The sequence below is a fragment of the uncultured Duncaniella sp. genome (assembly GCF_910578445.1).
GTDB lineage: Bacteria > Bacteroidota > Bacteroidia > Bacteroidales > Muribaculaceae > Duncaniella.
In genome coordinates this window covers 1-22,154 of record NZ_CAJTQC010000030.1, presented here as the reverse complement: position 1 = coordinate 22,154, position 22,154 = coordinate 1, and the positions used below count along the sequence as shown (strand labels likewise).

Genomic DNA, 22,154 nt, shown 5'->3' with positions numbered 1-22,154 from the left:
TGCTTTGTTTTTTGTCTTAGCAATAAATCAACTAAAATCACATAATTAAATTATTACCATGAAACGCCACTATCTCCTTATTGCTGTGAGTCTTCTCATCTCACAGACCGTTTCCGCAGCCAAAGGGCTTGATTTGAATTATCTGAGAAAATGTGCAGAGACGGTCTGGAGTATGGAACTCCCGCAGTTTGATCCGAAAGCCCCTCTCGACAGTTCTCTATATGAAAATGTATCGGCAGTCTTTATCGCTTCTTATACAAACGTAAATGCGACCCGTGATGAAGTTTCCGATATAGGTCGGTTCACCACGACTATCGGTACGATTGTTGCAAAAAATAATGTCCGGGTTATCAGTCGTAATATGGTGAAGCTTAATGATGCCAAAGCTATAGACGATTTTTCGGATTTCCGTTTCTTGCCTGATGAATATCTTTCATTGCGTGCCGGCCTGTTGGCCTATGATTACAAATATGCTTTCGGTGCGCGTATTCATAAACCGGACGGGAGGATAATGGATGTCGATATGAGTTCTACTCTGACAGAAACCGAGGGGAAGAAAGGAAAAACGGTGACTTATCACAAAATTGCCATTCCCGGACTTGAGGTGGGTGATGTGCTTGACTATTTTTATCTGACAGATCGATATATGCTTGCGAATCAAAGTGTCGGATTTGATGTGGATGTCTTTCGGAAATATCCGGTAAGGAATTTTCTGCTTTCGATGACTCTGAATTCGCGTCTCACCACTGAGGTTAACTCATTCAATGAGCTCCCTCAGTGTGAATTTTCAGGCTTTGATTCGGAAGGACGTGCCAATTGTGGTCTGGAACTTCAGCATCTTCAGGCATTTGAAAAGTCGCAGTGGTGCAAACCTAAACGTCAGGTTCCATATATGCGCGTAAAGATAAGTGATAATGTTTCCAATCTGTTCAAGACTCTTAAAAGTGTAAGACGTTGCGGGGTGCTTATCAACAACGGAGCGCTCCCTGTCCTTTACGAGATAGCCGAAGTGATTTCTGATCTTGAAGTTCCGTCAAAAGATGCTTCTGCCGTCATGTCGCTTGTCAAAAACTATAGGAAACTGAATCCTGAAGCCTCAGAGGAACAGATTGCTGATGCTGCATGGCTTGCCACACTTTACATAGCCTTTGTTTCAAAGGAAAATTTTGATTCATGGCTTATTGCGGCGATGTATAAGGACACAATGGACAAACTCCAACTTTCTTTACCGGTGACAATGGCAGTTGCCACGTCGCGCGATGAGATTCCCCTCGACCAGATAGCAAGCTATAAACAGGTCTCTCCACTCGTCATGGTCGGTGACCGCCCATTCCTCCATTCAGCGATAATGTCCTTTCAACCCGGTGAGATTCCCGGAGGGTATTCCGGCGAACCGGCCTATACTCTCGGAGGAAAGCGTTCTGAGGTGTATGCAAAGAAGGATTTCGGGCATATTACACTTCCGTTGTCAAACGCTAAGGCTAATGCGCGAATGATTGAGTCGACCGTGACTATTCCTGATGTTTCCGGGTCGCAGCTTGCGATTGATTATACTTCTACTATCCGTGGATTTTACAAGGCTATTGGAGAGTTGATGGTGACACCTGATCATTTTCTGTCAAAGGTTGAAGGCTATTTGGCCATTCCGGAGAAAGATCGTTCAAAACGTAAAATGGATGTGGCTGCCAATGCGCTTCTTCGCGACGAGATTCTTTCGGAGATGCCTAAATTGGATTTCAATATAAAGGAGTGTGTGCTCGATTCAGCATCGGTGGTGTCGGTCGGATTTTTGCCTGATGAGTCGAGTTTGAGCTATAAGGCGACATGCAGTGCGGAGGGGCTTGTTTCGCCGGCAGGCGACGATCTTATAGTTTCTCTTCCTGCCCTTGCCATGCGACCGGCCGATGTCAGAGATGAGAAGCGTGAACGCGAAATCAGCATTATGACAGCCGGTCCGTCAAACGTAACAGCTCAGATTAGGTTTCAGATACCTGAAGGCTATACGGTTAATTCTGCTGACCTTGAGCATCTTCAGGTGAATGTCTCAAACCTATGTGGCATGTTTTATGCTCAGACCGCTCTGGATCAGGATGGAAATATCATTATGAAGGTTGTCCAGCGTAATAATAAGACTACTTATCACCCGGATAGATGGACTGATTTTCTTACACTGCAAGAGGCGGCCGATGCCTTTGTGTCATCGTCACTTGTGTTGCACCGCGATTAGTGATGGGCTGGAAAGGGATGAATCTCAAAAACATCTCCACGGTTTATCCCTTTGCCAACAACATTTTTGGTGAGAAATGCTTTCTGTGGAAATTATTTTTCGTAGCATCGGGCGTTTCGGATGAGGTTTTATCACAGACGTGAGCTGTGACTGATGTTTTTTTCATGTCACGCATGGATAGAATCCGCGTTTTTTGTGTACTTTTGTGTTGTTATGGCAAAATTTCAGGTCAATATACTCGGATGCGGGTCGGCCACGCCTACGGCGCGCCACCAGCCGTCGTGTCAGGTGGTGGATTTCCGCGACAAGCTTTTCATGATTGATTGCGGAGAAGGTGCACAGCTCATGTTTCGTCGGCTTGGGCTGAAATTCTCGCGTCTCAACCATATATTCATTTCTCATCTTCACGGCGATCATCTCTTCGGGTTGCCCGGACTGCTTTCGACTATGGCTCTGCATCAGATAAGTGGTTCTGTTACAGTTCATATATTCCGCGACGGGGCGAGACTTATGAAAGAATGGATGGATTTTTTCAATCGGAATTCGCCGTTTGAGATTATCTACGATATAATAGAGGAAGGCGAGAGGAGGATTGTATATGAGGATTCAGGACTTACGATCGAGACTTTCCCTCTTTATCACCGCACGCCGTGTTCGGGTTTCATTTTCCGTGAAAAGCCAAAGCAGCGCCATCTGCGTGGAGATGCCGTAAAATTCCACAATGTCCCTGTTTCTCAGATTAAAAATATCAAGGATGGGGCTGACTATGTGAAAGAAGACGGAACGGTTATTCCAAACATTATGCTGACCACCGATGCAGACCCGTCCATGAGCTATGCCTATTGCAGTGACACGATGATGGACAAGCGTGTCGCCAAGGACATAGAAGGTGTTGACACGGTCTATCATGAAGCCACTTATGATGATTCGCTTGAGGCGACGGCCCGGGAACGCGGACACTCCACGGCCCGGCAGGCGGCGCTTATTGCAACAGCGGCCGGGGCGAAGAGGCTGATTATCGGGCATTTCTCGAAACGCTACAATTCAGAGGAAATTCTTCTTAAAGAAGCTTCTGAAGAGTTTCAGGATGTGATTGTGGCCAACGAAGGACTGCGCGTCGACCTTGAATGAGCAATGAAAAAACTAAATTACGAATAATAACACTTCTCAAAAGTAATACGAATCTTATGCAGAATCTGATTATCGAGCGCATCGTCGCGCTTCGCAAAGAGATGGCCGCCGAAGGTGTAAAGGCGGTGATACTTCCTCGCACTGATGCGCATCTGAGTGAATACATATCATCCCATTGGCATATTGTCCGCTATCTCAGCGGATTCACCGGCTCGGCCGGAACAATGGTGGTGACCGACAAGGAAGCTCTCCTTTGGGTCGACAGCCGATATTTCCTTCAGGGTGCGCAGCAGATTGAAGGCACAGGGATAATTCTGATGAAAGACGGACTGCCCGACACTCCTTCAATCCCCGAGTATCTCTGCGAACATCTGAAAAAAGGTGATAAGGTCGGTATCAACGGCATGCTTATGTCAATCGACGAGACCGCTTCGCTCCGTTCCCGACTCAATGCCGCCGGAATAGAACTGGATGTCGACTTTGATCCGATTGACCGTATATGGGCTGACCGTCCATCGCTTCCATCCGACAAAATTTTTGTGCACGACGAGAAGTATGCCGGAGAGTCGGCCAAGGCTAAGATTTCGCGCATTCTTGAAAGCGCTGCCACACAGGGCGCGCAGGCTTATTTCACATCGGCTCTCGATGAGATAGCATGGGTGCTCAACATCCGTTCTAACGATGTGCCTTGTAATCCTGTCGCCACATCATTCCTTTATCTTGCTCCGGAGGGGAGCACCCTGTTTGTCGACGAGGCCAAAATGTCACCTGAGGTTGAAGCTTATCTCAAGGATGCCGGCGTGGCGGTTGAGGCCTATGATGCGGTGCTTGCCTCGCTTGCGGCTCTGCCGAAGGATGTGACTGTGCTTCTCAGCGGAAGCCGTGCTTCAGGTGCGATTGCCCATGTCCTTGAAGGACGCTATGTGAAGGGCGATTCTCCCGTGGCTCTCCCGAAGGCTGTCAAAAACGATGTTCAGATTGCAGGAATACGTCAGGCCCATCTTCGCGACGGTGTTGCAATGGTGCGCTCGTTCATGGAAATTGAAAAGGCTGTCGAGGCAGGCGAGACGCTGACTGAAATGGGTGTCGCCGACATTCTGCTGAAACATCGCAGTAAAGGCGAGCTTTTCTTTGATCTCAGTTTCGAGAGCATCTGCGGTTTTGGCCCTAACGGAGCGATTGTCCACTACACGGCTACGCCTGAAAGCAATTCTGTAATCACAAAGGGCAATCTCCTGCTCATCGACTCAGGTGCAAACTATCTCGACGGCACAACAGACATCACCAGAACTATCGCCATCGGTGAACCCTCTGCCGATATGCGCCATGACTTCACTCTCGTGATGAAAGGACATATCGCAATCGCTACTTCAATCTACCCTGAGGGTACTCGCGGAGCTCAGCTCGATGCGCTTGCACGCATGCCACTCTGGAAGGAGGGCAAGAGCTATCTGCATGGCACAGGTCACGGCGTGGGACATTTCCTTAATGTGCATGAAGGTCCGCAGAGCATCCGTCTGAACGATACTCTCGCTCCGCTTACGCCCGGTATGCTCACTTCCAATGAACCCGGTGTATATCTTGCAGACCGCTATGGCATACGTTGTGAGAACCTTGTCCTCACAATTCCTTATGAGGAGACTGAGTTCGGCAAGTTCTATGCTTTCGAGACGATTACGCTTTGTCCGTTTGACCGCAGTCTGTTTGATGTCTCGATTATGTCGGATGATGAAATCGAGTGGGTCGACAATTATCATCACACAGTTTATGACCGCCTTGCTCCGCTTATGTCGGAGTCGGAGCGTGCATGGCTCGCAGATGCAACCAGACCGCTTGACCGTTGACCGATTTAAGTCAGATGGTGGGGTTGGTGCTCCACTGATGTTTAACTTTTATGATTATTAAAAAATGGCCTTGATAATTCCTGTCAGGGGTTTCACTCCGGAAATCGGACCTGATACTTTTCTTGCCGAGAATGCTACCGTTGTCGGCGATGTAGTCATGGGTAGCGAGTGCAGCGTATGGTTCAACACCGTTATCCGTGGAGATGTCAACTCGATTCGTATTGGCAATCGAGTAAACATTCAGGATGGTTCTGTCCTTCATACCTTATATAAGAAATCGACAATCGAGATTGGCAATGATGTCTCTATCGGACACAATGTGACCATTCATGGTGCTAAAATCCGCGATTATGCCCTTATTGGTATGGGAGCGGTTGTGATGGACGATGCCGAAGTCGGAGAAAATGCTCTCGTTGCAGCCGGTTCGGTTGTGCTTTCACGCACCAAAATCGGGCCGAATGAACTTTGGGGTGGTGCTCCTGCCAAATTCATAAAGATGGTCGATCCTGAAACTTCACGAGAACTCAATAAAAAGATAGCCCACAACTATCTGAGGTATTCCCGCTGGTACACAGATCCGGAAGCTCCGACAGATTTTTAATCTTCCTCTTGTAAGTATAAAAAAAAATGTCTACCTTTGTCCCCGTCTAAGTCGCATAGGCGACGCTCAGGGACAAAGGCAGACATTTTTTGGTGATGTGAATCACTTTTGGTTTTACAGAATGTCGCCCGGCAGTCCTTGAAGTTAGACGAATATAAAGTTGCCCGGATGGCGGAATCGGTAGACGCGACGGTCTCAAACACCGTTGGAGCAATCCATCCCGGTTCGATCCCGGGTCCGGGTACTGATAATGACTGATAATCGCTTGGTTTTCAGTCATTATTTCTTTTATGATGTGTACTAAAAGTGTACTATCGGCGGAAATCGAGTCATTCCAAGCAAATGATTTTGTTATTTTTAATATCCATTCACTATATTAATTCGATTTCGGTTGATTAATTGTTTTTAGCTTTTGGAATATAGTAGATTACGACATTATAGGTAACTTTGCAATCGAATTTACGGCGTTCGCTTCACTGTAGTTTTTTGAAAACGTTATGCCTATCTTATAATTTGAAACACAGTTATTTTTCAAGCGTGCAACGGTGGCATAGTTGGCTCACGTTTTCTTTCACTAATAAACTCTTCATCGGGCCAACTGAGAAATATCAATATGAAGAAAATCTTAATATTTATAGTTTTTATTGTATCGGCAGTTTGTGCGTACTCGCAAAACGATTCAATTTCCTGCAATCAGGCTGATGTGCAGACCGGTATCAGTAGTCAGAGTCCACAGCAATACCCGTCAATGCTGATGAATGATGCCTACAAGAATACCCCGGAATGGGGTAAATACAAGGCATTGCGCACCGTTGGTTGGACTACATTCGGTGTGGGTATTGCTGCTACAACAACAGGCGTACTGTTACTTTTTACATCGAATTCCGATTTGGGGTCTGATGCAATGTCAACCGCATCAAAAGTCGCCATGATCTCCGGTGCGGCCATTACAGTGGCGAGTGTGCCAATACTTTGCGTAGCATATCATAATAGGAATAAAGCCAAGAAGATAGGCATGAGTATGGGCGTTACTCAACTCACCACTCCGGCTATCGGGCAAAATATGTCATATATCCCTGCGATGAGTCTTTCCGTGACTTTTTAATTAAGTCGGATTGACTATTCTAACACAATGGCTATCCATTCAGTTATGGGAGGATAGCCATTATTATTTGTAGGGTGTAATAAAATTTAGGTTGGATTGCCGAAGACTCAAGCATTGTGGTTTTGGTTTGTGATAAAAATTATTTAAATTTGTATTTTACCAACGTTTTGATATTATGTTCATGCTTTTTTTGTCGGCATGAGGGATTATAGCTAATTTATTTTATGAAAAAATCATTGTTATTTTGTTTAGTATGTTTGATGTGCGTATTCACATCTTGTCAGAAAGCCTCTTCCTCTTCAGATTCATCACTAAGAGATAAATTATATGCAATTGCAGACTCTGTTCCCGGTGTTGTCGGAATAGCATTTGTCAGTGATGGTGACACTGTGACAGTCAACAATGGTGTGGCTTATCCTATGATGAGTGTGTTCAAACTCCATCAGTCATTGGCTGTCGGTAAGGTGTTGGAACTTAATGGCACTGGGCTTGACAGCATATTGTCGATATCAGCCGGAGAGCTTGACCGGGAGACATGGAGTCCGATGCTGAAAAAATATATAGACAAGGATTTTACGGTCACAGTCGGTGAATTGGTCAGATATTCTCTGGTGTCGAGCGACAATAATGCGAGCAATCTCCTTTTCAGTCATATAGTGTCACCGGTTGAAACTGACGGGTTGGTAAAGAGCCTTGCGATGGATACGACTTTCCATATACGCTATTCGGAAGCGGATATGAAACAGAATCATAGTCTCAGCTATCTTAACTGCACGTCTCCTCTGGCTGCCGCTGTGCTGATAAAGCAGGTGTTTAACTCCGATCTTGTCTGTCGGGCTAGTCAGGACTCGATAAAAAGTGCTCTGACTGTTGTGACTACAGGTCAAAATCGTCTTGGAGCTGCTGTCATGGAGGGTGATGGAGTGTTGTTTGGCCACAAGACAGGAAGTGGTTATCGAAATGATGTCGGTGAACTGATTGCTCACAATGATGTCGGTTACTTCAGATTGCCTGATGGTCGTGATTATAGCCTTGCTGTTTTTATACGTGATTTCAATGGCAGTGAGGATGAGGCTTCGGCTGTGATTGCTGAAATCTCAAAATGTGTCTACAATGATTTTGTTGGGCATGAAAACTGATAGTTCTAAAGGTGGTAAAGAGAACTGAACCAAGTTTTGTCATTGTCAATATATTTAGGTTATGTGCTATTTATACACTTATATGATGATGTCAATATCTATTTAAATTAAAAAAATAAAATCAAAATTATAATTCCCACATATTTATATATATTGTTTCAATTATTTTATATAATTTTGCATTGAAAATCCGATTTATATTGTTTGCAGCCTGAATTTTTTCTGAGATAAGAATAGGAGGGTAACATTTATCATACGATAGCCGGAAGCTGATAAGAAGTTTTCGGCTTTGATTTGGGTTAATTGTTGAATTGTCTTAAATCAGTATGCTTACGTTGTCTGGATTGCTGATACACAATAATAAATATATCATACCATCGCAAATATTACGAATTAATTGCTTATTAAACTTTATTAACACCAATGAAAAAAACAATTAGCAAATCATTAGTAACGCTGATTGTGCTGTTTCTGACGGTTTTTTCCTCTTCAGGCGCGAGTGTCCCGCTTGAATGGAACGTCAATCCGGCTGATTATCGTTATGACATGAGCCTCTATTTTAATGTGGCTTTTGCGACAAACGAAAAACCGGTGGATCTTACGAGCTACGAGGTTGCTTCTTTTGTCGGTGATGAATGTCGAGGAGTGGCAGAGTCCATATCCGGTGTAGAGAATTGCCTCTATATGCGTATACGTAGTAATACGGAAAGAGGTGAAACAGTCTCGTTTAAAATTAAAGATAAACAGACTGGTGAAATCACGGATATTGAAGGCCAATCAATCACTTTTGAGGCGAACAAGGCCATAGGTCTACCGTCAGCTCCTCATGATATACCAATTGTAAAATACTTTGATGTAAATGTAACTGCCGCATCAGGTGGTTCTGTAAATATTAGTAACGGAAGATATCCGGAAGGAGCGCAAGTTGAGATAACGGCGACTCCTGATTCATATTACCGCTTTGTTGGATGGAGTGACGGTGAGACTGCTGCCACTCGTACGATTATAGTAAATAGTGATATTACATTAGAAGCCTATTTCGAAGTTGAGAAATATACGCTCAAATATGTTTTGGATGGAGAAGAATATAAATCATATGAACTTGAGTATGGTGCGACGATTACCCCTGAGACTGCTCCCGTCAAGGAAGGCTACACTTTCTCAGGCTGGGAAGGGCTTCCTGCAACCATGCCTGCATCTGATGTGACTGTTACCGGTACATTTACTATAAACACTTACTCTCTTACTTATGTAGTTGACGGTGAGGTTTACAAGACCGTCGAATATTCCTATGGTGCAACAGTAGAGGCAGAGGCCGCTCCTGTTAAAGAAGGTTTTACGTTCTCAGGTTGGGAAGGACTTCCATCTACTATGCCTGCATCCGATGTAACCGTCAATGGTTCATTCTCTGCCAACACTTATACTCTTACTTATGAAGTGGACGGCGAAGTTTACAAGACTGTCGAATATTCTTACGGTGCAACCGTAGAGGCAGAGGCAGCTCCTGAAAAGGAAGGCTACACTTTCTCGGGATGGGAAGGCCTTCCAACTACTATGCCTGCATCTGATGTGACTGTTAAAGGTAGCTTCACCCTCAACAGCTACACCCTTACTTATATGGTTGACGGCGAAGTTTACAAGACCGTCGCATATTCTTATGGTGCAACCGTGGAGGCTGAGGCTGCTCCCGTTAAAGAAGGTTTCACGTTCTCAGGTTGGGATGGTCTGCCATCTACTATGCCTGCATCCGATGTAACCGTCAACGGTTCATTCACCGCCAACACTTACACTCTTACTTATGAATTGGACGGCGCTGTTTACAAGACTGTCGAATATTCTTACGGTGCAACAGTAGAGGCTGAGGTAGCTCCTGAAAAGGAAGGCTACACCTTCTCAGGCTGGGAAGGACTTCCATCTACTATGCCTGCATCTGATGTGACTGTTAAAGGTAGCTTCGCACTCAACAGCTACACCCTTACTTATATGTTAGACGGCGAGGTTTATAAGACCGTCGAATATTCTTATGGTGCAACCGTGGAGGCAGAGGCAGCTCCTGAAAAGGAAGGTTTCACGTTCTCAGGTTGGGATGGTCTTCCAACTACTATGCCTGCATCCGATGTAACCGTCAACGGATTCTTCACTGCCAACACTTACACTCTTACTTATGAAGTAGACGGCGAAGTTTATAAGACCGTCGAATATTCTTACGGTGCAACAGTAGAGGTAGAGGCAGCTCCTGAAAAGGAAGGCTACACCTTCTCAGGTTGGGAAGGCCTTCCAACTACCATGCCTGCATCTGATGTGACTGTTAAAGGTTGCTTCGCACTCAACAGCTACACCCTTACTTATATGTTAGACGGCGAGGTTTATAAGACCGTCGAATATTCTTATGGTGCAACCGTGGAGGCAGAGGCCGCTCCCGTTAAAGAAGGTTTCACGTTCTCAGGTTGGGATGGTCTGCCATCTACTATGCCTGCATCCGATGTAACTGTCAACGGTTCATTCACCGCCAACACTTACACTCTTACTTATGAAGTAGACGGCGCTGTTTACAAGACTGTCGAATATTCTTACGGTGCAACGGTAGAGGCTGAGTCCGCTCCTGAAAAGGAAGGCTACACTTTCTCGGGCTGGGAAGGCCTTCCAACTACCATGCCTGCATCTGATATGACTGTTAAAGGTAGCTTCACCCTCAACAGCTACACCCTTACTTATATGTTGGACGGTGAGGTTTACAAGACCGTCGAATATTCCTATGGCGCAACCGTAGAGGCAGAGGCTGCTCCCGTTAAAGAAGGTTTTACATTCTCAGGTTGGGAAGGCCTTCCATCTACTATGCCTGCATCCGATGTAACTGTCAACGGTTCATTCACCGCCAACACTTACACTCTTACTTATGAAGTGGACGGCGAAGTTTACAAGACTGTCGAATATTCTTACGGTGCAACAGTAGAGGCAGAGTCCGCTCCTGAAAAAGAAGGCTACACCTTCTCAGGCTGGGAAGGTCTTCCAACTACTATGCCTGCATCTGATGTGACTGTTACCGGTACATTTACTATAAACACTTACACTCTTACTTATGTAGTGGACGGTGAGGTTTACAAGACCGTCGAATATTCCTATGGCGCAACCGTAGAGGCAGAGGCTGCTCCCGAAAAAGAAGGCTTCACCTTCTCAGGCTGGAAGGATCTCCCCGAAATCATGCCCGCGTCAGATGTAACCGTCAACGGCACATTCACGACCAACAGCTACACGCTTACCTATGTTGTAGACGGTGAGGTCTACAAGACCTTCCAGTTCGGTTTCGGCGAGAAACTGACCGCCGAGGCAGCACCTGAAAAAGAAGGCTACACCTTCTCAGGCTGGGAAGGACTTCCTGATACCATGCCTGCATCCGATGTTACCGTTACGGGCAAGTTCAGTGTCAACACTTACACGCTTACTTATGTAGTTGACGGCGAGGTTTACAAAACAGTTGACATCGAGTTCGGCACTAAGATCACCCCTGAGGCCGCCCCTGTCAAGGAAGGCTTCACCTTCTCAGGCTGGAAGGATCTCCCCGAAATCATGCCTGCGTCAGATGTAACCGTCAACGGCACATTCACGACCAACAGCTACACGCTTACCTATATGGTAGACGGAGAGGTCTACAAGACCTTCCAGTTCGGTTTCGGCGAGAAACTGACCGCCGAGGCAGCACCTGAAAAGGAAGGCTACAGCTTCTCAGGCTGGGAAGGGCTTCCTGAGACCATGCCTGCATCTGATGTGACTGTTACCGGCAAGTTCAGTGTCAACACTTACACGCTTACTTATGTAGTTGACGGCGAGGTTTACAAAACAGTTGACATCGAGTTCGGCACTAAGATCACCCCTGAGGCTGCCCCTGCCAAGGAAGGCTTCACCTTCTCAGGCTGGAAGGATCTCCCTGAAATCATGCCTGCGTCAGATGTAACCGTCAACGGCACATTCTCTACCAACAGCTACACTCTTACCTATATGGTAGACGGCGAGGTCTACAAGACCTTCCAGTTCGGCTTCGGCGAGAAACTGACCGCCGAGGCCGCACCCGAAAAAGAAGGTTACACCTTCTCAGGCTGGGAAGGACTTCCCGAGACCATGCCTGCATCTGATGTGACTGTTACCGGCAAGTTCACTGTCAACACTTACACTCTTACTTATGTAGTTGACGGCGAGGTTTACAAGACCGTCGAAATTGAGTTCGGTTCTAAGATTACCCCTGAAGCAGCCCCTGAAAAAGAAGGCTTCACCTTCTCAGGCTGGAAGGATCTCCCCGAAATCATGCCTGCGTCAGATGTAACCGTCAACGGCACATTCTCGACCAACAGCTATACGCTTACTTATATGGTAGACGGAGAGGTCTACAAGACCTTCCAGTTCGGTTTCGGCGAGAAACTGACCGCTGAGGCTGCTCCCGAAAAAGAAGGTTACACCTTCTCAGGCTGGGAAGGACTTCCCGAGACCATGCCTGCATCCGATGTGACTGTTACGGGCAAGTTCACTGTCAACACTTACACGCTTACTTATGTAGTTGACGGCGAGGTTTACAAGACTGTTGACATCGAGTTCGGTTCTAAGATCACCCCTGAGGCAGCACCTGAAAAAGAAGGCTTCACGTTCTCAGGCTGGAAGGATCTCCCCGAAATCATGCCTGCGTCAGATGTAACCGTCAACGGCTCATTCACGACCAACAGCTACACGCTTACCTATGTGGTAGATGGTGAGGTCTACAAGACCTTCCAGTTCGGTTTTGGCGAGAAACTGACCGCCGAGGCCGCACCCGAAAAGGAAGGCTACACCTTCTCAGGCTGGGAAGGCCTTCCTGAGACCATGCCTGCATCCGATGTTACCGTTACCGGCAAGTTCACTGTCAACACTTACACTCTTACTTATGTAGTTGACGGCGAGGTTTACAAAACAGTTAACATTGAGTTTGGCACTAAGATCACCCCTGAGGCAGCCCCTGTCAAAGAAGGCTTCACCTTCTCAGGCTGGAAGGATCTCCCTGAAATCATGCCCGCGTCAGATGTAACCGTCAACGGCTCATTCACGACCAACAGCTACACGCTTACTTATATGGTAGACGGAGAGGTATACAAGACCTTCCAGTTCGGTTTTGGCGAGAAACTGACCGCCGAGGCCGCTCCTGAAAAAGAAGGCTACACCTTCTCAGGCTGGGAAGGCCTTCCGGAGACTATGCCTGCATCAGATGTGACCGTTACCGGCAAGTTCACCGTCAACGTCTACACTCTTACTTATGTAGTTGACGGCGAGGTTTACAAAACAGTTAACATTGAGTTTGGCACTAAGATCACCCCTGAGGCAGCCCCTGTCAAAGAAGGCTTCACCTTCTCAGGCTGGAAGGATCTCCCTGAAATCATGCCCGCGTCAGATGTAACCGTCAACGGCTCATTCACGACCAACAGCTACACGCTTACTTATATGGTAGACGGAGAGGTATACAAGACCTTCCAGTTCGGTTTTGGCGAGAAACTGACCGCCGAGGCCGCTCCTGAAAAAGAAGGCTACACCTTCTCAGGCTGGGAAGGCCTTCCGGAGACTATGCCTGCATCAGATGTGACCGTTACCGGCAAGTTCACCGTCAACGTCTACACTCTTACTTATGTGGTTGACGGCGAGGTTTACAAGACCGTTGACATCGAGTTCGGTTCTAAAATTACACCTGAAGCAGCTCCTGAAAAAGAAGGCTTCACCTTCTCAGGCTGGAAGGATCTCCCCGAAATCATGCCTGCGTCAGATGTAACCGTCAACGGTTCATTCACGACCAACAGCTACACTCTTACCTATATGGTAGACGGTGAGGTCTACAAGACCTTCCAGTTCGGTTTTGGCGAGAAACTGACCGCCGAGGCCGCACCCGAAAAGGAAGGCTACAGCTTCTCAGGCTGGGAAGGGCTTCCTGAGACCATGCCTGCATCGGATGTGACCGTAAACGGTACATTCACAGTAAACACTTACACTCTTACTTATGTAGTGGACGGTGAGGTTTACAAGACTGTTGAATACGCTTATGGTTCAAATATCGAAGCCGAAGCTGCTCCTGAAAAAGAAGGTTATACTTTCTCCGGTTGGGATGGGCTTCCGGAGACTATGCCCGCATCAGATGTGACTGTTGACGGCCATTTCGTAGTCAACACCTATACTCTTACATATGTTGTAGACGGAAACATCTACAAGAACGTAGAGATTGAGTTTGGTTCAAAAATCACTCCTGAAGCAGCACCTGTCAAGGAAGGCTATACCTTCTCAGGCTGGGAAGGCCTGCCCGAAACTATGCCCGCATCTGATGTTACTGTAAACAGCGTTTATACAATCAATACCTATATACTTACTTATATGGTAGACGATGAGGTATATGTTACTACAGAAGTTGCATTCGGTTCTAAGATTACCCCCGAAGAAGCTCCTGAGAAAGAAGGTTACACCTTCTCCGGTTGGGATGGCTTACCCGAGACTATGCCTGCATCGGATGTCACTGTCAACGCTTACTACACAGCCAACTATTATAAGTTGACCGCTTATATTGACGGTGAAGTTTATTTCGAGGCAGAACTGTTGATGGGAGAAGCAATTGAAATCCCTGAACCCCAATTCCCTTCAGGCAAAGTATTTGATGGATGGATTGAGGAAGTGCCGGCAACAATGCCTGCGCACGATGTGGAAATTCACGGTACTACATCTATTTTCTCTACACTTACCAACATATTTGTAGATGAAAATTCGCTTTTGACCGTATATAACCTTAAAGGCATGCTGGTTCTTAAAGATGTGACAATCCGCGAAGCCAGTCAAAAACTTTCTAAGGGAATATACATCATCAACGGTAAGAAGATCCTTATCAAATAAGTAATAAATAAACCAAATTCACAAATAAATAACCATCGTTTATGCTTAAACCTATAATCCGGATGCTTGCTTTTGCCACCTGTATATTTTATCCGGGGCTGGCAAAGGGAGGTATACTGACAGCAGAGGAAGCGAAAGAGGTGGCTACCGATTTTTTCCAGAATGCAGATGTGTCACGTCTGTCCGCTGGCAATTCTTTGGAACTGGCATACGTAGAAAAAGTCGACACTACTCCTCGTTACTACATCTTCAATGCTACAGACAAAAAAGGCTTCATTATTGTCTCGGCCGATGATACCGCACTACCGGTAATGGCCTATTCTACAACTTCAGCATGGCTTCCACAAGCCATGCCTGAAGCTGCAGAACGCTTGCTTGAAACTCCGGCATCAGTTCTGAAATCAGGCTCAAAAAGGAGTCCCGGACGAGTGTCGCGAAGTGGACGTAAATTGCTCAACACCCCGACTTGGAGTCAGGAAGCTCCATTCAACAGCAAGATTCCTAACCGTCCGCTCGTCGGCTGTGTCGGAACAGCTTTGGCTGAAATTCTGAAATACCATCAATATCCCGTCAACCGTCCGGCATCACTTGTCAAAGAAGGTGAAACCACGACATATGACTGGAGCAACATGCGCAACGACAGTTATCGCAGTGGTTATAGCGGTGTAGAAGGCGACGCAGTGGGCACATTGGTCGCTGACGCGGCAATAGCGATAGGCACTGATTTCGGTATGTCAAGCTCAAGCGCATTCGAAGTGAAGGTCCCGTCTGCCCTGATAACAATGTTCGGTTATGATGCTGGCGTGTCATACAAGAAGGGTAGTGAGATGGACCGTGATTCATGGGACGCGCTTATTGTGAACGAGATTGATGAGGACCGTCCTGTTCTCTACTGCGGTCAGGATGTATCAGCCGGTCATGCCTTCGTATGTGACGGTTATGAAATGATGGGTAATATCGTCTATCTTCACATCAACTGGGGATGGGGCGGTGGAGCCGATGGTTTCTATGCCTCGGATGCACTTAATCCGACCATGAGTAAGACTTATAATTTCAGTAACCTTACGACCGTCGTATACAACATCAAGCCTGCGACAGTATCGGTCGAATGGTCGCCAATCCATCTGACAAGCGATGAAAATCAGGTCGGCATGACTATGGATGTCACCGATATCCAACCCGGGACAACATTTAAAGTCAGAGCCGGTGCATTGAAAAATATATCGAACAATAATTTCTCAGGCAAGATTTCACTTGGTCTTTTCGCAGCTGACGGAACATTCAAACAGCTTCTCTGCGATGGGAAAAACTTCGGACTTTCGTCGTTGAATGTCTTGAGATATACTGATATCTCATGTACTGTCCCAGCTGATGCTGTGATTGGTGACGGTGATGTCATCCGTCTTGTCACAAAAGACAATGCATCCACCTCATGGCTTCCTGTGGCCAATGACCTCATCACTCTTGGAGAAGCCCGTGCCAAAGGCAATGTCATTCCCTATTTCAACATCAATTTCCCGGCTGCTGTCGATGGCGCGGAAATAACCTATGACGAGCCCCGTGTAATCAAAGGTCGTGACTTCTCTTTCTCGATTGTACCGACATCTCCTGATAACGTAGTAACGGTTAAGGCAAACGGATTCATACTCACTCCGAACAACAATACATATAACCTCAACAATGTTACTGCAGACCAGACAATAACTGTTATCGTTCAGAATGCGGCCGACGTAGTTTCGAAGCGCACTCTGTGGGTACAGGCCGGTAAGCTGTCACAGCTTATCAACGAAACAGAAGCAGGAACTGTCACCGATCTTACACTTTATGGAACAATCGATGCGACAGACTTCACATTCATGCGTGACCGCATGAAACTGTCGAGACTTGATATTTCCGGAGTAAGTATCCAAGCCAACGGCGCTAATCCTGCAAATGCGATTCCTTCAAATGCATTCAGCAAATGCGGATCTCTCCGCCAGATTGTATTGCCTAAAAACATCAATACATTCAAGAGTGGCTGTTTCAGCTATTCCGGCCTTACTTCCATAGAGATTCCGTCTTCGGTTTCAACCTACGAATACAACATATTCCTTGGTTGCAGTGGCCTTCGTGAAGTCACAGTTCGTCGTGCAGCACCTGTATGGGTCAACTGGTGTGTATTCCAAGGTACGCCAAAAGCTAAGCTGATTGTCCCTGTCGGAGCTTCTGCCGGATATCAGAACAAGGATTACTGGAAGGAGTTCAAGGAAATCGAGGAACAGAATCCTGTTGCCGACAGCCAGTACACAGTAACCATACAGGATGTAGCAGGCATCAAGTTTACACCTGTATCTGAATCAACTGAAGTTGCTCCCGGTTCAAAATATGAATTCAAAGTTGACACAGATGATTCATTCGGTGACGCAACTGTTGAACTTTATGCCAACAATACACGTCTTTATCCCGGGGCAAACGGTCTCTATACAGCTACAATCAACAGCAATACGATGATTCACGCTAATTTCCGTCAGCCCGAGGCTACTTGGCCCGACTCTCCGTGGAAAATCACAGGAGCAGCCGGCGGTGTCGGTCTGGTGACGGATGTGGTAAATGTCGTGGCCGGGAAATCGTTTACAATTCGTGCGAACGCGCTTGCAATTCCTTCGGAGAATGCAGATCAGTTCTATAGTGTCGCTCTTACCGATAAGGATGGCAGAGTCAAGGAGCTTATATCACCTGTTATCTACAACAGCATTTACAATTTTGGCAATCAGCCATGTAATTTCGTCTGTCAGGTAAAGGATGCGAGCATACGTGAGGGTAACCTTATCCGCATTGTATCTTCTCTTGATAAGAAAAAATGGAGTCTTGTTAATGCTGCGAACGATACTATCACCGATCGTATCAGCGCTATCGGAAACCGTGTGGTATATTACAATATAAATATGCCCCAGAAGGTTGAAGGTGCTTACATCCAAGGTGGAGCCACACAAGTGGTGAGAGGTATGCCGTTCACTCTTAAAGTAACTCCTATATCTGTAGATGACCGTATTACTCTGTCGGTAAACGGTATAAACAAAGTTGTTGATGCGGCGATAGCCAACCTCTCTATACCGGCTGTTGTCGAAGACCTTGAGATTAACATACAGGTTAATCCGAAGGGATCTAACGCCTATACAGTCGTCAATGTAAGGGAAGGCGAACTTGATGCCAAGATTGCTCAATGCCCTGCACGTCTTAAGGTGATAGGTGTGATGAGATCGGAGGATTTCGACGCGTTCCGTAAACACGCCACCACAATTGTCGACCTTGATCTTGCGGACGTAACCATAAAAGGAGCAGGCGACCTTGCAAATGCGATTCCGTCGAATGCTTTTGCTTCATCAGCTCTTGTGCAGTCAGCATTGAAGACAATCATTCTTCCGACTAATCTTGTAAACATTGAAGAGAATGCTTTCAACCGCTGTGTAAATCTGACTGAAGTGACACTTCCGTCGACTGTCGCTTATGTTGGTTCAGGTGCGTTTTCATCTTGCTCAAATCTTTCGAAGATCATAAGTCAGGCTACCATGCCGCCGACTACCGGCAATATGTCTCCGTTCCCTGACAAGATAGTCAAACTTGAAGTTCCGGAAGGAGCGGAATCGTTCTATGAAAATGCTTCATACTGGAATTCTCTCAACATCGGTGCTTCAGAGAAGTTCTTTAATATTCAGATTGACCCTGAGCGTTCATTCAATTACAATGAATCGTTCACACTGACAAAAATTCCGATGAAGACTACGACTGTCAACGTCGGATTGCCGAACTGTACGCTGAGCCGTAACCCTATCCGCAGACCCAATGTTGCGTTCAGGGTATATGACAATGACTATGAAGTCACCTACTATACTTATGGTGGATCATCATATTCCTACGTGAAATATGGTTATCAAGGTGTAATCTTTGACCCGAGCTATTCGCCGACATCGATGAGATATCCTCAGAACCATGATATAAAAGTTGTGTTCCACTATCCCATCAACTTCAAGCTCCCTGAAAGCATCAAGGCTGAGTTTGTTGATGTCGACGAGGAAAACATCTGGCGTGAAGTATGGATGGAATTGTTCGTGTCGGGTTCGACCGCCCGTCCGACTCTCTACAAGGAAGGAGTGGATTATAAGTTCCGCCTCACGTCGGATGCTGCAAACCTTGAGCCCAAAGTCAAGGCCATCAGTCGAATCATGACTAAAGTCGGTGCAAATCCTGAGTATAAGACTGTGGAGACAATCCTTCTCCCCGACGAGAATGGAGTTTATGTCATCAGTGACCTTCAGGGTGATACCGATATTGAAGTCTCGGCTTCAATTGTTGTTGAGGAAGGTGCTCAGCTTTCATCCGGTGAACTTGGCCTTGTAAGCGAGGAGGAAGCCAAAAACCTCACTAACATAGGTGTGAGCGGCCAGCTTGATGAAGCTGCTTTCACTGAGATTCGCGATAAGTTCAAATCACTTGAAACTCTCAACCTTTCTGAACTGAAGAACGAGGAGATTCCTGCGAATGCCTTCGTTGACATGAACAGCCTGAAGAGTGTGGTTATACCTGAGAATGTGGTTGCCATCGGTTCCGGAGCTTTCGCCGGATGTGAAAATCTCGAATCAGTAACCCTTCCGGGCGTAGAGGCTATCGGTGATGGTGCGTTCGAAGGCTGCAATAGCCTGACAAGTATCACTCTCCTTGGTAAATCAGGCGATAGCTCGACTGAAGCGGCCTCGTTAAGCCATGCTCCGCGTAGAGCCCGACTTACAGAGGAGGCATTCAGAGGCATCAATCCCAACTGTCTGATATATATACCTGAAAACAGTGGTATAGAGCTCGGAACAATGCGTAATGTTATTGTGAATAAGGGTAGCTCACGTGTGGCTGATACCGATATCGTACTTGAACAGGGATATCCGTTCAATGCACCTGCAAGCTTCAGCCTTGGAGCAAACAGAATTTCAATGACAATTGACATCCCGGGCAGCATCAGCGATGACAATGACGGATGGAAAGGCATCATTCTTCCATTTACCCCGGATTCCGTGGTTTATGGCGAAGAGTTTGTCCCCCGTGGAGGAAAGGGGATCAATCTCCTTACACTCAACAGCGACGAAGATGCTGCATTTACTTCTGCTGACAGCATTGTTGCCAATCGTCCTTATCTTGCTAACGTCCATGCTCCTTTTGCAAAAGTTCCTGTGACATTCATTGCCGGTGGAAAGACTTCTGACTCAGAGATTGTCTACGATGTCGCTTTCACACCTCTGGCTGAAGAAATGAGCGTCCGTGGCAGTGAATTCTCTCTTTATGGAGCTTATGCTGCGGATAATGACAACGCTGATGTCTATACGCTTGATGAAAACGGTGTGGCATTCCGTCGTGCTGTTGCCGACAGCGTTGCCGTCAGTCCGTTCTCTGTGTTCGTACGTCCCAATGTAGCATTGGCGTCGGACAGTGTGGCTGTTGGACTCCATCCTGTATGGGTGTTCAATCCTGCTCCTGCTAACGATAACGGATTCAAGCTTTATCGTTCAGGCTCTGTTGAACTCCTTTCGGAAACTGCCGGTTCGACTATATATTATACTGTCGATGGTTCTGACCCTGCCAGCAGCGAGACACGAATCGCTTATGCGTCGCCATTCTCGCTTGACAGCGACACGCTCGCGCTCAATGTGATTGCCGAGTATAAAGGAAACTTCTCGGATGCAGTAAACATGATCTATGAGCTGAGGAAGACAAATGTCAACTATAGTCTTGAAGACGGATGGAACTGGATTTCACACAATGTGGAGAATGAAATTCCGGTCGAGTCAATAATCAGTGACAATGTTGACCGTGTGCTTTCACAGACAGAAGAGGCCATTCGCGATCCCCAGTTCGGTGTGGTTGGTAATCTCAATGTTCTGAATCCGCTTGAGGCCTACAAGGTGTTCACAGTCGGTGGAAACAGCGATCAGGTTGTCGGCGGAATTTCGTTTGACCCGTCTGTTCCAGTAGCTCTCAACAAGGGTTGGAACTGGATTGGCTGCCCGATGGAGAACAGCAGTCTTGCTGTTGCTGATGCCTTTGCCAACCTTGAAGCTGAAGAAGGCGATATGATTGTCGGCCGCGAAGGCTTTGCACAGGTTGACACCGATGGCAATTGGATCGGCGACCTCCAGCAGCTTGCTCTCGGACAGGGTTATATGTATCTCAGCGGAAGCGTAAAAGAGTTCAACTATAACACTATTCCGTCGCACAGCGAGGTCAGAAAGAACATCGTGCGTGAAAATCTCAAAGCGGCATGGACTATCGAAAGCGGTAAATATCCGTCGGTAATGCCTGTCACCTCACACGTTGTTAAAGCCGGAGGTATCATGGCCAATGACGGAGAGTTTGAAATTGGTGCTTTCTGTGGCGATGAATGCCGTGGTATCGGTGTATGCGTCGAAGGATGGACAATGATAAGTGTCTTTGGTAACCCCGGCGATGAAATCACCTTCCGTGTATTCTCGACCGATTCGCATGATGAGTATGCGTTGCCCCAGACTCTGAAGTTTACCGAAGCGCCTGTAGGCTCACTCAAGTCACCGATTGTGTTTAACACATCTGCCACCTCGGCAATCGAGACTGTCGACAACGGATCTGTAAAGGTTGTCGTTGAAAATGGAAACATTGAGATTGCAGGCGATACTCAGTCGATAGAGCTTGTCGAAGTATATGATATCGCAGGCATGAAGGAAGCTTCTGCAACCAATGCTGATAAGCTGAAGTTTGAGAATCTGAAGACCGGTGTTCATATCGTAGTTATATATACTGCTGATGGACATGTAAGCCGGAAAGTAGAGGTCAAATAACCGCCACTATCAGTATAATAATCAATAAAAGTCCTTGTCATCTGATGCAGATGGCAAGGACTTTTATTGATTATTGCTGTCCGATAAAACGTCCCAAATTATCAATTGATTGGATATTAACTACCCTTATAATGGGGATTCTATGTGGATTTTTTTTTATTACTGTCCGCTAAACTTTTTTAGATTCTGAAAAATAAGGGCTGATTCCATTTGCAGGAGTCAGCCCAATTAGTTTAGTTTGTGTTCGCCAAAACATAAAACTAAAACTATGCCCAAAAGTAGTAATTTCTTCGGACAGCCGATATATGGTCAGCTAATAAAATCGCTTGACCGCGAAAAAATTGTTGAAATCAGCCGAAAACACGGCGGAGAAAAGTATGTAAAGA

The 22,154-nt window shown here is 46.4% G+C and carries 9 protein-coding genes and 1 tRNA gene; all 10 read left to right on the top strand.

Features of this window, described 5'->3' with window-relative positions; translation table 11 throughout:
- The first annotated feature begins 58 nt into the window (after positions 1-58).
- Positions 59-2,227 carry a hypothetical protein gene (locus QZ311_RS10685; protein ID WP_297067657.1) on the top strand — a complete coding sequence of 723 codons (2,169 nt, stop codon included), beginning with the start codon at positions 59-61 and terminating at the stop codon, positions 2,225-2,227.
- A gap of 213 nt (positions 2,228-2,440) precedes the next feature.
- The gene (locus tag QZ311_RS10680) at positions 2,441-3,358 is read left to right on the top strand and encodes a ribonuclease Z (protein ID WP_297067654.1); all 918 of its coding nucleotides are present in this window, start codon (positions 2,441-2,443) and stop codon (positions 3,356-3,358) included.
- Between the two features lie 56 nt (positions 3,359-3,414).
- On the top strand, positions 3,415-5,202 hold the full coding sequence (locus QZ311_RS10675; RefSeq protein WP_297067651.1) for an aminopeptidase P family protein: 1,788 nt from the start codon (positions 3,415-3,417) through the stop codon (positions 5,200-5,202).
- Positions 5,203-5,266: 64 nt separating this feature from the next.
- Positions 5,267-5,803: a gamma carbonic anhydrase family protein gene (locus tag QZ311_RS10670; protein WP_297067648.1), complete on the top strand. Its 537-nt coding sequence runs from the start codon at positions 5,267-5,269 to the stop codon at positions 5,801-5,803.
- A 162-nt stretch (positions 5,804-5,965) separates the two neighbouring features.
- A tRNA-Leu gene (locus QZ311_RS10665) sits at positions 5,966-6,047 on the top strand.
- 369 nt (positions 6,048-6,416) lie between these two features.
- A complete protein-coding gene (locus tag QZ311_RS10660; protein WP_297067645.1) occupies positions 6,417-6,908 on the top strand; it encodes a hypothetical protein in 492 nt (163 codons plus the stop codon).
- Between the two features lie 224 nt (positions 6,909-7,132).
- The gene (locus QZ311_RS10655; protein ID WP_366141281.1) at positions 7,133-8,047 is read left to right on the top strand and encodes a serine hydrolase; all 915 of its coding nucleotides are present in this window, start codon (positions 7,133-7,135) and stop codon (positions 8,045-8,047) included.
- Positions 8,048-8,470: 423 nt separating this feature from the next.
- Positions 8,471-14,932: an InlB B-repeat-containing protein gene (locus tag QZ311_RS10650; RefSeq protein ID WP_297067639.1), complete on the top strand. Its 6,462-nt coding sequence runs from the start codon at positions 8,471-8,473 to the stop codon at positions 14,930-14,932.
- 41 nt (positions 14,933-14,973) lie between these two features.
- Positions 14,974-21,768: a C10 family peptidase gene (locus QZ311_RS10645; RefSeq protein WP_297067636.1), complete on the top strand. Its 6,795-nt coding sequence runs from the start codon at positions 14,974-14,976 to the stop codon at positions 21,766-21,768.
- A 268-nt stretch (positions 21,769-22,036) separates the two neighbouring features.
- Positions 22,037-22,154, top strand: a 118-nt coding sequence (locus QZ311_RS10640) for a DUF4372 domain-containing protein (protein ID WP_297067682.1), incomplete at its 3' end; no start/stop codon positions are given.

Excerpts from the sequence above, each read along its gene's own strand:
- QZ311_RS10685 (WP_297067657.1), top strand. The coding sequence starts at position 59 with ATGAAACGCCACTATCTCCTTATTGCTGTGAGTCTTCTCATCTCACAG.
- QZ311_RS10680 (WP_297067654.1), top strand. The coding sequence starts at position 2,441 with ATGGCAAAATTTCAGGTCAATATACTCGGATGCGGGTCGGCCACGCCT.
- QZ311_RS10675 (WP_297067651.1), top strand. The coding sequence starts at position 3,415 with ATGCAGAATCTGATTATCGAGCGCATCGTCGCGCTTCGCAAAGAGATG.
- QZ311_RS10670 (WP_297067648.1), top strand. The coding sequence starts at position 5,267 with ATGGCCTTGATAATTCCTGTCAGGGGTTTCACTCCGGAAATCGGACCT.
- QZ311_RS10660 (WP_297067645.1), top strand. The coding sequence starts at position 6,417 with ATGAAGAAAATCTTAATATTTATAGTTTTTATTGTATCGGCAGTTTGT.
- QZ311_RS10655 (WP_366141281.1), top strand. The coding sequence starts at position 7,133 with ATGAAAAAATCATTGTTATTTTGTTTAGTATGTTTGATGTGCGTATTC.
- QZ311_RS10650 (WP_297067639.1), top strand. The coding sequence starts at position 8,471 with ATGAAAAAAACAATTAGCAAATCATTAGTAACGCTGATTGTGCTGTTT.
- QZ311_RS10645 (WP_297067636.1), top strand. The coding sequence starts at position 14,974 with ATGCTTAAACCTATAATCCGGATGCTTGCTTTTGCCACCTGTATATTT.